A 13,596-nucleotide genomic window follows, 5' to 3' on the forward strand; every position below is an offset into this window, starting at 1 on the left:
TTCGACCGTTCGTTGTCGCGGCATGGTTCGCACAGTGATCGAACTCGGACGCCGGGACCTGCTCGTCGTCGCCGGCTTGCCCGGCGCGGGCAAGACGACGATGCTCCGCCGCGCCGCCGGCCCGTTGCGCGTGCTCGACTCCGACCAGGTGCGGCGGCGGCTCGACGCGGTCGTGCCCGCCGCCGTGCCGTACCGGCTCTACCGGCCGGTGGTCCACCTGTGCCACCGCGCGCGGATCGTGCTGTCCGCGGCCCTGCGCCGCGGCCCGCTCGTGGTGCACGAACCCGCCACGCGGTCGTCGACGCGGCGCTGGCTCACCGCCGTGGCCGCGGGTACCCGGCGTCCGGCCCGGCTGCTGTGGCTTGACGCCACGGCCGACCAGGCCCTGGCGGGGCAGCGCCGCCGGGCGCGGGTGGTGCGGAGCCGGTCGTTCGTCCGGCACGTGGCGAGAGCGCGGGCCGTGCGCGAGGACCTGTGCGCCGGACGGGTGCCCCCGGGGTTCGACAGCGCCCAGGTGCTCACCCGCTCGGCCGCGCGGCACGCCGTGCTGGCTCTCAGGCCAGGCGCCGGCGCACCCACCAGAAGGTCAGGGCCACGCAGCCCGCGGTCGGCAGCACGAACAGACCGGACCCGCACAGCTGCGGCGACCAGAACCGGCCGGCCGGCTGCACGGGGTACTGCCGGGTGAACCCGGCCCGCGCCACCGTGTCCAGGGTTCCACGCCGGGCGCGGGCGGCCGCGGCACCCGCGCCGGCGCGAGGTTTTCGTCGTGGCCGTCGATCGCGCCCGCGCCGTCGCGGAACACCTCCGTGCCGGCGTGGAGATCGCCGGCGGGCGTCTGCTCGGTGAGTACGACCACCGGGACGAACCCCGGGCGAGCGACCACGCGCCCGCGAGCGTCCGCCGGAACACCGCCCCGCCGGCGACGCCCAGTGTGAACCCGGACAGGCACGTCAGCGGGAACGACGCGAGCCCGACGTCGAACGTCGGACACCAGCCCTCGGCCGGGCGTCGAGGGCTCGAAACACCACTCGTGCGTGGCCGCCAACACCAGCCCGTGGGCCACCGAGAACGCGCCGCCGAGCAGCAGCCGGGAGCCGAGCCAGCGGCTCCGGGTGACCGACTGGGTCCCGGCGAAGCTGTAGGTGTGGTGCTCCAGTTCGGCGGCCCCGAGCGGGGTGCCGAGGAAGCTGCCGAGCGCGGGCGGCAGCAGCGTGGAGCAGCGGCTGCCCGTAGTTGTGCACGAAGGCGATCAGCCGGGCCACGCGCACCGCGGATCGGATGCGCCGCCGAAGCAGCCGGGCTGATCGGCCGCGGGCAACGAACCGCACGTGCCGGCCCCATCCCGACGTGACCCGCGGCCGGCAACACGAACAGGGCGGCGAGAGCGGGGAGGCGGACGCGGTCCTCCTGGCGCCAGGAGGACCGCATCACGCGGCGGCCCCCTTCGCCTGACCGGTCGCGAGGCGGTGCAGGACCAGCGTCTCGAGCGATACCGGCTCGGCCCGCCAGCCCGGGTCAGTTCTGGCCGCGGCCCCGGCACCAGCAGAGACGGTGCGGCTCCCCGGGTTTCCCCGGCCACCACCCGGCCGCCGATGTGGTCCACAGTGGACGACAGGCCGGTGAGCGCCGTGTGCGTGGTCATCAGCTCGTCGACGTCACCGGCGAGCGGCAGCCGTGGTCGGCCTTCGCCACCATGAGCACGCCCATCAGCTCGCGCCGCGCGAGCGGTTCGGGGCTCGCCACCGGCTCGTCGACGGCCAGCCCCGGTCGCCGGGCCAGGGCGCCGCCCAGCGCCACCTGGGCGCGCTGCCCGCCGGCGAGCTCGGCGACGCGCCGGCCGAGCGCGCGCCACCGCGGTGAGGGCCAGGAACCGTTCGGCGGCAGGGGAGAGCCGCCCGGGCCGCCACACCATCCGGCCGCGGCGCACCAGAGCGGGCCGAGCGGCACGGTCACCGCGCCCTGGCGGCGGGCGTCCTCGACCATGGCTCGGGGTACCAACGCCGCGCCCGAGCCGGCGAGCATGAGCGGCACCATCATCGCGCGGTGCTGGATCTCCACGACCAGCCGCGGTTCGGCCGTGCCGCGCAGCGCTTCCTCGACGAGCCACTGCGTCGCGGTGCCGGGCGGGTCGCGACGACGTCGAGCCCGGCGAGCTCGGTCACGGGCAGTGGCGAGCGCGCAGGCGCGTGCGCGGGCAGCACCGTGAACCCCTCCTGGGCGGCGAGGTCCCGGCAGGCCGGCCCCGCCGTCTCGGCGCCGGACTCGACGAGCCCGACCTCGGTCTGCCCGTCGCGCACGCGGCCGACGACGTCCAAGCCCGTCTCCGGAGCCCGCACTCGCACGGACCCCCACGGGTGCGGCGCGTAGAACCGGCCGAGCAGGCGGGCCGGCGGGTCCACGGCGAGCGTGGGCTGCGACGCGAGGTCGAGCGTCCCGCCGCCGAGGCCGAGCACTTTCGCGCAGGGACGCGTCGGCCGTGCTGAGGTCGAGCAGGATCCGACCGGCCGGCCCGACGAGCGCCTCGCCGGCGGGCGTGAGGGCGGCGCCGTGGGCCGGCCAGTGGAACAGCAGCCCGCCCAGCTCCTTCTCCAGCCCGCGTACGGCGTGCGAGAGCGATGGCTGCGCCGCGTGCAGCCGGCGCGCCGTGCTGGTGAAGCCACCGCGGTCGACGACCGCCGGAAGTACTGCAGTTGCCGGCGCTCCCTTCCCGTCAGGCGACGGGCGCCGGCCGCCGCAGCGCCTGCCGGCGCAACCGCGTGAACAGCTTGGCACTGTTGAGCGCGAAGACCCCCACAGTGGCGCCGTCGCGCCGGTAGGTCGCGACGAACGCGGCGTCGTCCGGGCCGCCCAGTTCGAACACGACCTCGTCGTCCGGGCGCGGGTTTCCGGCGAGCTGCAGCGTGCCCGCATACTGGTCCGACCAGACGTAGCCGCTCGGCGTGTAGTGGCGGGTGGTCGTGCCCGCGAGCAGGTTCGCGACGGCGACGCCCGCCTGTTCGCTCGCGTTGGTCCAGTGCTCGTGCCGGTGGCGTTGCCCGGTTTCGGCCGAGGTGTACGCGGCGACGTCGCCGACGGCGACCACGTTCGGCAGCGCGGTGACGAGCCCGGCGGACACGTGCACGCCGTTGCCGACCTCGAGGCCGGAGTCCGCGAGCCACTCGGCCGCGGGCACCATGCCGATGCCGACGACCACGACGTCGGCGGGCAGGTCTTCGCCGCCGGCGAGCCGGACCCCGGTGACGCGCCCGCCGCTGGTCAGCAGCTCGTCGACAGCCGCGCCGCAGCGCAGCACGGTGCCGTGGCGTTCGTGCAGCCGCGCGCACGCTTCGGCCAGCTGCGGGCCCAGCACGCCTTCGAGTGGCGTGGGCAGCGCTTCGAGCACGGTCACGTCGAGCCCCAGCGCGCGGCAGGTCGACGCGACCTCGGCACCGATGAACCCGGCGCCGACGATCACGATCCGAACGCCCGGCACCAGTTCTTCGCGCAGGGCCAGCGCGTCGTCGAGCGTGCGCAGCAGGTGGACGCCGGCGATGCCGTCCGTCCCGGGCAGCCGCCGCGCCCGCCCGCCTGTGGCGAGCACGACGCCGTCGACCGCCAGCTCGCCGTCGGACAGCAGTAGCCGCCCGGTGGCGGGGTCGAGGCGTTCCGCGCGCGTGCCGAGCCGCAGGTCGAGCGAAGCGAGGTCGTCGGCGTCGAGCAGGTCGAGCGAGGCGCGGTCCGCGGTGCCGGCGAGGAACGCCTTCGACAGCGGCGGCCGGTCGTAGGGCAGGTGGGGTTCCTCGCCGACGAGGACGACCCGCCCGGCGAAGCCCTGCGCGCGCAGCTCCTGCGCGGCGCGGGCCCCGGCGAGCGACGCCCCGACGATCGCGACCGACTTCACGCCGCGTCCTCGGCGCGGCCTGCCGCTTCCGCCAGCACGTAGATCACGCCGGCTTCCACGCGGACCTCGTACGTGCGCACGGCTTCCTTCGCGGGCAGGCACGACGGAAGCCCGGTCCGCAGGTCGAACAGCGCCGCGTGCAGCGGGCACTCCACGAAGCAGCCCTCGAGCCAGCCGTCGGCGAGCGAAGCGTCCTGGTGGCTGCACGTGTCGCCGATCGCGTACAGCTCGCCGTCGGCGTTGAACACCGCGATCGGCTCCGGGCCCGCAATCCGGACGGATTCGCCGGGGGGCAGTTCGTCTACCGTGCACGCGCGCAGCATCAGGGCCTCCGGGGAGGAGTTCGGGGTGTGGGTTGTGAGTCGTCTGTTGCGTATGAAGGAACGGAGAACGCGATACGCAACAAGTTTGCGGCGAGTGCCAGGATACCGTCAAGGGGTTCCCGCCGATCGGCCGCCGCGGATTTTCACGCCGTGCCGCGGGCACACCGCAGACCCGTGCGCCGGACGGGGCACGGGTCTGCGGGAGGCGGGGTTACGCCTGCTGGTGGCGGTAGAACGGCTGCTTGACCGGCGCCAGCGGGGTGTTGCCGAGGATCAGGTCCGCGGACTTCTCGGCGGTCATCATCACCGGCGCGTAGATGTTGCCGTTGGTGATGTAGGGCAGCACGGAAGCGTCGACGATCCGCAGGCCCTCGGTGCCGTGCACCCGCATGCTGCCCGGGTCCACGACGGACTTTTCGTCCACGCCCATCTTCGCCGTGCACGACGGGTGCAGCGCGGTCTCGGCGTCCTTCGCGACCCAGTCGAGGATCTCCTCGTCGGTCTGCACGCTCGGCCCGGGCGAGAGTTCGCCGTCGTTGTACGCGTCGAGCGCGGGCTGGTTGAGGATGGTCCGCGCCACGCGCACCGCCTCGACCCACTCGCGGCGGTCGTTCTCCGTGGACAGGTAGTTGAACCGGATCGCCGGGTGCGTGCGCGGATCGGTCGAGGTGATCTTCACCGAACCGCGCGTGTCGGCGTACATCGGGCCCACGTGGACCTGGTAGCCGTGCCCGCCCGCCGGCACCGACCCGTCGTAACGGATCGCGACGGGCAGGAAGTGGAACATCAGGTTGGGGTAGGTCACCTCGTCGTTGCCGCGGACGAACCCACCGCCTTCGAAGTGGTTGGTGGCAGCGGGGCCCGAACGCAGGAACAGCCACTGCGCGCCGATCCACGGCCGCTTCCACTTCGCCAGGGAAGGCTGCATCGACACCGGCTGCCTGCACCCGTACTGGATGTAGACCTCGAGGTGGTCCTGCAGGTTCTCTCCGACGCCGGGCAGATCACGCACGACGTCGATGCCGAGGCGAGCCAGCTCGCCCGCGTTGCCGACGCCCGACAGCTGCAGCAGCTGCGGCGTGTTGATCGCGCCGCCGCACAGGATGATCTCCTTGCCATACACCTCGCCCGGCGCGCCTCGGCCCTGCGAATATTCGACGCCGATCGCGCGCGTGCCGTCGAAGAGCACCTGCGACACGAAGGCCCGGGTCTTCACGGTGAGGTTCGGCCGGTGCAGCACCGGGTGCAAGTACGCCCGGGCGGCCGAGAGCCGCCGTCCTTTGCGGACGTTGCGGTCGAAGGCGGCGAAGCCCTCCTGCCGGTAGCCGTTCACGTCGTCGGTGCGCGGGTAGCCCGCCTGCTCGGCGGCGGCGAAGAACGCTTCGAACAACGGGTTGGTCGCCGGGCCGCGTTCCAGCTCCAGTGGACCATCGTGCCCGCGCCAGGTGCCCTCGGGCGAGTCGGCCAGGCAGTTTTCCATGCGCCGGAAGTAGGGCAGGCAATGGGCGTAGTCCCATTCGGACATTCCCGGATCCGCCGCCCAGCGCTCGTAGTCCATCGGGTTGCCGCGCTGGAAGATCATCCCGTTGATGCTGCTGGACCCGCCGAGCACCTTGCCGCGCGCGTGGTAGATCCGGCGCCGGTGCATGTGCGGCTCGGGTTCGCTGCGGTAACCCCAGTCGTAGAACTTGCTGCCGATCGGGAACGTCAGCGCCGCGGGCATGTGGATGAACACGTCCCACTTCGCGTCCGAGCGCCCGGCCTCCAGCACCAGCACGCGGTTCGAGGGGTCGGCCGAAAGGCGGTTCGCGAGCGCGCAGCCCGCGGACCCGCCGCCGACGATGACGAAGTCGTAGGTCTCGGTACTCATGTCTCCTCCGTCCCTCAGCCGGCCACGGAACCGGCGGCCGGTTCCTCCGGGAAGTGCTCGTCGCTGGTGTGCGCGGCGGCCCACTGGCGGCGCTTGACCCACAGCAGGATCCCGCCCGCCACCACGATCAGCGCGGTGATGAGGACCGCGCCCCACTGGAAGTACCAGTGGTCGTCGCCGTACACCTCGGCCCGCGGCCAGATGAGGTTGATCGTCATGCCCAGGCCGTAGAGCACCGCCACGAGGTTCACGAGAGTGCCCCAGCGGGCCAGCTTGAAGTAGGGCCCGTGGTCCGGGCGCGGCCAGTGCCCGCGCAGGCGGCGCACCAGCATCGGTCCCGTGACCATGAGGTAGGGGATGTAGAACAGGATGATCGCCGTCGAGGTGAGCACGAAGAACGCACGCTGGTTGCCGAGGTTGATCAGCAGCACCACGACGGTCAGCCCGCCGGTGATCAGGGCGGGCACGACCGGCGTCTTCGACCGCGGCGACACCTTCGCCAGGCGCCGGCTGAACGGCAGCCGCCCGTCGCGCGCCATCGCGAACGTCATGCGGATCGCGGCCGTCTGCACCGCGAGGCAGCACACCGTGATGGCGATGGCCGAGCAGACCAGGAACGCGTCGCCGAGCCCGGTGCCGAGCGTGCTCTTGAGCAGGTACGGCATGCCCGACGTGGACAGTTCGTCGGCGTTGAGGTCGCCCACGGCCATCATCCCGATCAGCATCATCAGCCCACCGACGACGAACGCCGCCGTCAGCGCGCGGATGATCGCCCGCGGCGCGTGCCGGCACGGCTTCGTGGTCTCCTCCGCGAGCGAGCCCGCGGTGTCGAAGCCGTAGAACACGTAAGCGCTCATCAGCGACGCGACCAGGAACGCCCCGGGGTAGCCCAGCGACTGCCCGCTGCCCGCGCCGTGGGTGTCGAAGACGATCCCGGGCCCGCGCTTGATGTGCACGGCGAGCGCGATCACGAGCAGCACGCTCGCACCGAGCTCCACGGCGACGCCGAAGTTGTTGATCTTCGCCATGAGCTTGACGCCGATGATGTTCACGATCGTCGCGAACACCACGAGCACGAGCGCGAGGATGATCGCGTTCTGCGCGCCGCCGGGAGTGGACGTGAGCCCGGCGTCGGAGTCGCTGCCGACGAGCTGGAACGCCGTGGACACCTGCGGCAGGATGATCTGGTAGGCCACGGCGACGGCCGCGGCCGTCACGATTGCGCCGATGATCATGATCCAGCCCGCGAGCCACGAGGTCGCGGGTTTCGCGATCTGCTTGGCCCACTGGTACACCGAGCCCGCGAGCGGGAACTGCCCGGCGAGTTCGGCGAAGCACAGCGCCACCGCCAGCTGGCCCAGGAACACCAGCGGCCAGGTCCAGATGAAGGCCGGGCCGCCCGAGCCGAAGCCGAAGAAGAACAGCTGGAACACCCCGGTCATGATCGAGATGTAGCTGAACCCGGCGGCGAAGCTGGAGAACGAGCCGAGCGAGCGTTCGAGCTCCTGGCGGTAGCCGAACTTTTCCAGTTCGGAGCTGTCGGAGTGGTCCCCGCCTGCCGGTTTGGATCGTGTCGTCATGGATTCGTCCTCGTGGTGGGGGTCGGGGGAGCGGCTCAGCCCTTGAACCAGCGCTGCGGAACGGGATCGATGTCGTGGTAGACGTGTTTGGTCTCGCGGTACTCGGCCGGCCCGGACGGTCCGAGCTCACGCCCGATGCCGGATCGGCCGAACCCGCCCCACTTCGCCTGTGGCAGGGAGGGGTGGTAGTCGTTGATCCACACCGTGCCGTGGCGCACGGCCGCGGCGACGCGCTGCGCGCGCCCGGCGTCCGAGGTCCACCCGGCGCCCGCGAGCCCGTAGTCCGTGTCGTTGGCGAGGGTGATCGCCTCGTCCTCGTCGGTGAACCGCTCGACGGCGACGACGGGCCCGAAGACCTACTCGCGCACCACCGCCATGTCCCGGGTGCACCCGGAGAACACGGTGGGGCGCAGGAAGAACCCGCGCTGCAGAGCGGGTTCGACGGCCGGGTGCCGCCGGCGAGTGTCGCGCGCGCCGCGAGCGCCCCGGCGATGGCCCGCTCGACCTCGGCCCGGTGCTGTTCGGGCACGTGCGGGCCCGCTTCGCCGGCGGGGTCGAGCCCGGAGCCGAGCCTGATCCGGTCCGCTCGGGCGGCGCGAGTTCGTCGACGAAGCGGTCGTGCACGCCGTCCTGCTCGATCAGCCGCGCGCCGGCCGAACAGATCCGTCCGGAGTGGACGAACGCGGCGGCGAGCCCGTAGTCCAGCGCGGTGTCGAAGTCGGCGTCGTCGAACACCACGTCGGGGTTCTTGCCGTCCAGCTCCAGCGCCACACGGCGGACTCCGCGCGCGGCCGCGGCCATGATCTTCTCGCCGATGGTCAGCCCTCCGGTGAAAGAGATCAGGTCCACGCCGGGATCGGGCACCAGCGCCGCACCGACCTGGCCCCGGCCCGAGCAGCAGGTTCACCACCCCGGGCGGCACGCCGGCTTTCCCGGCCAAAGCGACCAGCCGGATCGTGGTGAGCGGGGTGACTTCACTCGGCTTGAGCACCGTCGTGTTGCCGGCGGCCAGCGCCGGGGCGAGCTTCCACGGCACCTGCAGCAGCAGGTAGTTCCACGGCGCGATCAGCGCGCACACGCCCACCGGCTCGTGCTCGATCCGGCTGATCGCGCGCGGGTCGCCGGCGTCGACCACGCGGCCCGCGTCGTGGGCCGCCAGTGCGGCGTAGTAGCGGAAGACGCCGGTGACGTCGTCGACGTCGATACGGCCCTCAGCCGGCGTCTTGCCGGTGTCGAGGGTCTCGGTGCGGGCCAGCTCCTCGCGGTCGTGCTGCAGCAGTGCGGCGAGGCGGGTGAGCAGATCCGCGCGATCTTGCGCGGTCGTTCTTCGCCGCGGCCCGCCGTCGAAGGCGAGGCGAGTGGCGGTGACGGCGGCGGCGACCTCCGCGGGGCCTGCCACCGACGCGGTGGCGGACACTTCGCCGTCGGTGGGGTTGAGCACTTCCGAGTGCGCCTCGCCGGCGGCTTCGGTCCAGATTCCGTCGATGTGGAGGTCCTTCATCAGGCCTTTCCCAGCAGCTCGCGGAGCCGGTTGCCACGCTGCGTGTGACGCGCGGCACTCCAAGTGCGTACATTTGTACGCTAAGCGTGTACACCTGTCCACAACGAGCTCCCGAGGCCGGCACCCGCCATCCGCGCCGCCCCGGCCCGGGGACGTGCGACGATCGCGGGTGCCGGCGAACGGCCGGTCGGCGAAGGGGCTGGGTGGTGATGGCGACGAGGGACACCGCCGGGCGCAGGAAGCTGCGGGGCCCGAACGACCCCGAGCGACGCGCACGGATCGCGAAGGCGGCCATCCAGGTCGTGGCCGAGCGCGGCATCGACGGCCTCACCCACCGGGCGGTCGCCGCGGCGGCCGGCGTGCCGCTCGGTTCGACGACCTACCACTTCGCGACGCTCGACGACCTGCTCGAAGTGGCCCTGCACGCGGCCGCGGCGAACAACGTGCGCGAGCTGCACGAGTGGGAGCAGCAGCTCGACCCGGGCGCCGACTTCGCCGCGGCCCTGGCCGACCTCGTCATGGGCTACCTCCACGAGCTCTACCCCCACACCGTCGTCGAATACGACCTCTACGTGGCCGCCCTGCACCGCCCGCGGCTCCGGCCGGCCAGCGCCGCCTGGGACGACGCCCTCATCCAGCTGTTCGGTTCCCGCACCGACCCGCTCACCGGCCGGCTGCTCGCCGGGCTGTTCTGCGGCCTGCTCATGCAGGCGGCCCTCGCCGATCCGCCCCCGGCCCGCCCGGAGATCGAAGCCTTGTTCCGGCGCGCCATCGAAGGCCCGCCGGCCTGAGCCGGTGCCTCTGAAAAGTTCCCGCTCGGGACTGGCCGTACCGCCCGGGTTACTCCGGGCTGCCCGCGGGGCGGAAACCGTGCCCGCGCACCAGCTTCACCTGCGGTGAGGTAATCGGGTGACGCGAAAACCCCGGTTCTTGACAGCGTCGGCGGTGGCCCGCATTGTGTTCCGGAGAGAGCAACCTGGCGCGTATCGCGCAACATGATCACCGTGCTGATCATGGCGCTGAGCACCGTGCCCGGTGGCGACGTCCGCACAGTCGTGCCCCACAACTTCCCGCACCGATCGTCCCGCCCCGAGAGGAGCACCGCCGGTGACGACCACCGACCTGCCGCAGAGCCTGCTGCCGACGCTGCCCGGCCGTTACTACACCGACCCGGGGATCTTCGCGCGCGAGCAGGAGCTGATCTTCGAGAACGACTGGTTCTGCGCCGTGCGCAGCGCGGACCTGGCGGCGCCCGGCGCGTTCCGAACCGTCCAAATCGGACGCGAGAGCGTGCTCGTCGCGCGCGGGCGCGGCGGCGAGGTGAACGCGTTCCTCAACGTCTGCCGCCATCGTGGCGCCCGCCTGTGCACCGACGCCGAAGGTCGGGTCAAGCGTGCGTTCCAGTGCAGGTACCACGCCTGGACCTACGGGCTGGACGGCAAGCTGATCGCCGCGCCCAACCTCACCGGCATGCCCGACGTCGACCGCACCGAGTACGGCCTCACGCGCCTGGCCGTGCGCGAGTGGCTCGGGTACGCGTGGGTCAGCCTGGCCGAGGAACCGCCGTCGTTCGAGCAGACCGTGATGGCCGACGTGTCCGACCGCCTCGGCGGCCGGGCGGAGATCGAGGCGTACGGCCTCGACGGCCTCTCGCTCGGCCGGCGCATCGAATACGACGTGAAGGCGAACTGGAAGCAGATCATCGAGAACTTCATGGAGTGCTACCACTGCGCGACGATCCACCCGGAGCTCACCGAGGTGCTGCCGGAGTTCGCCGGGGGCTACGCCGCGCAGTACTACGTGGGCCACGGCGCCGAGTTCGGCGCGGACGTCGCCGGGTTCACCGTCGACGGCACGGCGGGCGTCACGCGGCTGCCGGGCGTCGGCGAGCACCAGGACCGCCGCTACTACGCGATCACCGTCCGCCCGCAGGTGTTCGTGAACCTCGTCCCGGACCACGTGATCCTGCACCGGATGGTCCCGCTGGCCCCCGACCGCACCCTCGTGGTGTGCGACTGGCTGTACCTGCCGGAGGTCGTGGAGTCCGGAGTGGACCTCACGCGCTCGGTGGAGCTGTTCCACCGCGTGAACCTGCAGGACTTCGAGGCGTGCGAACGGTGCCAGCTCGCGATGGGCTCGCGCTCGTACGCTCGCGGCGGGGTCCTCGTGCCCAGCGAGCACCACATCGGCGCGTTCCACGACTGGGTCCGCGCGCGGATCGGCGAGTAGCCGCTAGATCAGCGCGCGGATCGCGGTTTCGAAGCCGGTCACGTGGTCGAGAGTGAGGTCGGCGGCCTTCTTGGCGTCGCCTTCGATGATCGCCGTGAGCAGGGGCAGGTGCTCGTTCACGTGGCCGGCCATGCCGCTGAGGCGGGGCAGGAACACGCACCAGATGCGGGTGGCGAGGTTGTCGTAGTGGATGAGCGTGTCCTCCAGGAACGGGTTGTGCACGCACCGGTAGATGCCGCGGTGCAGCTCGAGGTCGGTGCGCAGCAGTTCGGTGTTGTCACCCGGGTGGGCCGGATCGCTTTCGGCGAGCTGCTCGCGCAGCACTGTAAGGCCGGCTCGGTCGGCTTCCGAAGCCCGCTGTGCGGCGGCCGCCGTCGCCATCGGCTCCAGCGTGCGGCGCACCTCGGAGATGTGCGCCAGATCGGAGATGTTGACGTCCGTGGCGAACGTGCCGCGGCGCGGGTAGGCGACGACGAGCCGCTCGGTTTCGAGGCGTTTGAGCGCCTCGCGCACGGGGGTGCGCCCCATGCCGAGCGTGTCGCCCAGCCAGTCCTCGTTGATCGGGTCGCCGGGCTTGATGTCCAGCATCACGAGGCGGTCGCGGATGAACAGGTAGGCCTGCTCGGCGAGTGACGGGCCGCTGACGGGCATCGGGCTGTTGACCGGGGTGCTCACCCGGCCTACTCTACATCGACGATTGATATATCAGAAGTCGACCAGTAAGCGCACGGACGGGAGCAGGCAGGAATGACCGCGACGATCGGGCGAGCGGACGCCGAGCTCGGCCGCTCCCCGCTGGCCTTCGACCCGGACGTGGCCGCCGGCGTCGGGGCCGAGCTGCACCGGTGGGCCGCGACGATCGCGCTGAGCGCCGGCGAGAACTTCAGTGACGACGTCACCGAAAAACGCCGCAGACGCGTGGCCAGGTTCACCGAACGGTTTCCGCTCCACCCCGGGTTGGAGGCCCCGCGATGACCCGCGGCGCCGACCTGCCCGAGCACCCCGATTTCCTCTGGGACAACCCGGAACCGAAGCGCTCCTACGACGTCGTCGTGGTCGGTGGCGGCGGCCATGGCCTCGCGACCGCCTACTACCTCGCCAAGGTCCACGGCATCACCGACGTCGCCGTGCTGGAGAAAGGCTGGCTCGCGGGCGGGAACATGGCCCGCAACACGACCATCATCCGGTCCAACTACCTGTGGGACGAGAGCTCCGGCATCTACGAGCACTCGCTCAAGCTGTGGGAGGGCCTCGAGGAAGACCTCGGATACCCGATCCTCTTCAGCCAGCGGGGGGTGCTCAACCTCGCGCACAGCCTGCAGGACGTTCGGGACAGCGTCCGCCGGGTGGAAGCCAACAAACTCAACGGGATCGATGCCGAGTGGGTGGATCCGGCCGGGGTGAAGGAACTCTGCCCGATCGTCGACACCTCACCCGACGTCCGCTACCCGGTGCTCGGCGCCACCTACCAGCCGCGCGCGGGGATCGCGAAGCACGACTACGTGGCGTGGGGCTTCGCGCGCGCGGCCGCCGCGCTGGGCGTGGACCTCATCCAGGACTGCGAGGTCACCGGGATCGAGACGACCGGCGGCCGCGTCACCGCGGTCCAGACCACGCGCGGGCGGATCGCCGCGGGCAAGGTCGCGCTGTGCGCCGCCGGGCACTCGTCCGTGGTCGCCGCGCTGGCCGGCTTCGACCTGCCGCTCGTGTCCCACCCGCTGCAGGCGCTCGTGTCGGAGCTGCTCGAACCCGTGCACCCGACCGTGGTCATGTCGAACGCCGTGCACGTCTACGTTTCCCAGGCGCACAAGGGCGAGCTCGTGATGGGCGCCGGCATCGACTCCTACGCCGGCTACGGGCAGCGCGGGTCGTTCCACATCATCGAGGACCAGATGGCCGCCGCCCTCGAGCTGTTCCCGGTGTTCGCGCGGGCGCACCTGCTGCGCACGTGGGCGGGCATCGTCGACGTCACCCCGGACGCGTCGCCCATCGTCGGCCTCACGCCGGTGGAGAACCTCTACGTCAACTGCGGCTGGGGCACCGGCGGGTTCAAGGCCACGCCCGGTGTCGGGTTCTGCTTCGCCCACACCGTGGCGAAGGGCAAGCCGCACCCGTACGCCGAGCCGTTCACCCTCGATCGGTTCACCACCGGCGCCCTCGTCGACGAGCACGGCGCCGCCGCCGTCGCCCACTAGCCCGCCCCAGACCCG

12 protein-coding genes and 2 pseudogenes are annotated in these 13,596 nt (G+C 72.0%); 5 read left to right on the forward strand and 9 right to left on the reverse strand.

All coding sequences use genetic code 11. The features are described from left to right. The first annotated feature begins 34 nt into the window (after positions 1–34). A complete protein-coding gene (locus I6J71_RS19885; RefSeq protein ID WP_370542164.1) occupies positions 35–688 on the forward strand; it encodes an AAA family ATPase in 654 nt (217 codons plus the stop codon). Positions 689–1,644: 956 nt separating this feature from the next. Here the strand turns inward: I6J71_RS19885 and I6J71_RS48440 are convergent. From I6J71_RS48440 to I6J71_RS19915, 8 genes and pseudogenes are all read right to left on the reverse strand, one after another. Next, positions 1,645–2,061, reverse strand: coding sequence for a hypothetical protein (locus I6J71_RS48440; protein ID WP_239155066.1), 417 nt, complete (start codon positions 2,059–2,061; stop codon positions 1,645–1,647). Then, positions 2,037–2,456: a LysR substrate-binding domain-containing protein gene (locus I6J71_RS48445; protein ID WP_239155067.1), complete on the reverse strand. Its 420-nt coding sequence runs from the start codon at positions 2,454–2,456 to the stop codon at positions 2,037–2,039. The genes I6J71_RS48440 and I6J71_RS48445 overlap by 25 nt, the downstream gene beginning before the upstream one ends. 127 nt (positions 2,457–2,583) lie before the next feature. Then, a pseudogene (locus I6J71_RS50850) lies at positions 2,584–2,775 on the reverse strand (LysR family transcriptional regulator); the annotation flags it as partial. Beyond that, the gene (locus I6J71_RS19895) at positions 2,714–3,883 is read right to left on the reverse strand and encodes an NAD(P)/FAD-dependent oxidoreductase (protein WP_204096078.1); all 1,170 of its coding nucleotides are present in this window, start codon (positions 3,881–3,883) and stop codon (positions 2,714–2,716) included. The pseudogene I6J71_RS50850 and the gene I6J71_RS19895, both read right to left, overlap by 62 nt. Next, entirely contained in the window at positions 3,880–4,206 is a 327-nt protein-coding gene (locus tag I6J71_RS19900) for a bifunctional 3-phenylpropionate/cinnamic acid dioxygenase ferredoxin subunit (protein WP_204096079.1), read from the reverse strand. Before I6J71_RS19900 ends, I6J71_RS19895 begins: the two co-directional genes overlap by 4 nt. A gap of 211 nt (positions 4,207–4,417) precedes the next feature. Further along, positions 4,418–6,076 carry a choline dehydrogenase gene (betA, locus tag I6J71_RS19905; protein WP_204096080.1) on the reverse strand — a complete coding sequence of 553 codons (1,659 nt, stop codon included), beginning with the start codon at positions 6,074–6,076 and terminating at the stop codon, positions 4,418–4,420. Between the two features lie 14 nt (positions 6,077–6,090). Further along, complete coding sequence (locus I6J71_RS19910) at positions 6,091–7,656, reverse strand: amino acid permease (protein WP_204096081.1); 1,566 nt, start codon at positions 7,654–7,656, stop codon at positions 6,091–6,093. A 35-nt stretch (positions 7,657–7,691) separates the two neighbouring features. Then, positions 7,692–9,157 (reverse strand): annotated as a pseudogene (locus tag I6J71_RS19915) (aldehyde dehydrogenase family protein). Between the two features lie 209 nt (positions 9,158–9,366). On the opposite strand from I6J71_RS19915, the gene I6J71_RS19920 reads away from it, so the two are divergent. Together I6J71_RS19920 and I6J71_RS19925 are read left to right on the forward strand one after the other, a co-directional pair. Continuing rightward, positions 9,367–9,948, forward strand: coding sequence for a TetR/AcrR family transcriptional regulator (locus I6J71_RS19920; RefSeq protein WP_204096082.1), 582 nt, complete (start codon positions 9,367–9,369; stop codon positions 9,946–9,948). A 316-nt stretch (positions 9,949–10,264) separates the two neighbouring features. Further along, the gene (locus I6J71_RS19925) at positions 10,265–11,386 is read left to right on the forward strand and encodes an aromatic ring-hydroxylating dioxygenase subunit alpha (protein WP_204096083.1); all 1,122 of its coding nucleotides are present in this window, start codon (positions 10,265–10,267) and stop codon (positions 11,384–11,386) included. 3 nt (positions 11,387–11,389) lie between these two features. Here I6J71_RS19925 and I6J71_RS19930 read toward each other — a convergent pair whose 3' ends face one another. Further along, the gene (locus I6J71_RS19930) at positions 11,390–12,037 is read right to left on the reverse strand and encodes a GntR family transcriptional regulator (RefSeq protein WP_204097147.1); all 648 of its coding nucleotides are present in this window, start codon (positions 12,035–12,037) and stop codon (positions 11,390–11,392) included. Between the two features lie 96 nt (positions 12,038–12,133). Here I6J71_RS19930 and I6J71_RS19935 point away from each other — a divergent pair, with 96 nt between their 5' ends. Together I6J71_RS19935 and I6J71_RS19940 are read left to right on the forward strand one after the other, a co-directional pair. After that, positions 12,134–12,361, forward strand: coding sequence for a hypothetical protein (locus tag I6J71_RS19935; RefSeq protein ID WP_204096084.1), 228 nt, complete (start codon positions 12,134–12,136; stop codon positions 12,359–12,361). Beyond that, entirely contained in the window at positions 12,358–13,581 is a 1,224-nt protein-coding gene (locus I6J71_RS19940; protein ID WP_204096085.1) for a sarcosine oxidase subunit beta family protein, read from the forward strand. The genes I6J71_RS19935 and I6J71_RS19940 overlap by 4 nt, the downstream gene beginning before the upstream one ends. The last annotated feature ends 15 nt before the right edge of the window (positions 13,582–13,596 follow it).

The organism is Amycolatopsis sp. FDAARGOS 1241 (assembly GCF_016889705.1).
In the GTDB taxonomy this organism is placed as follows: Bacteria; Actinomycetota; Actinomycetes; order Mycobacteriales; family Pseudonocardiaceae; genus Amycolatopsis.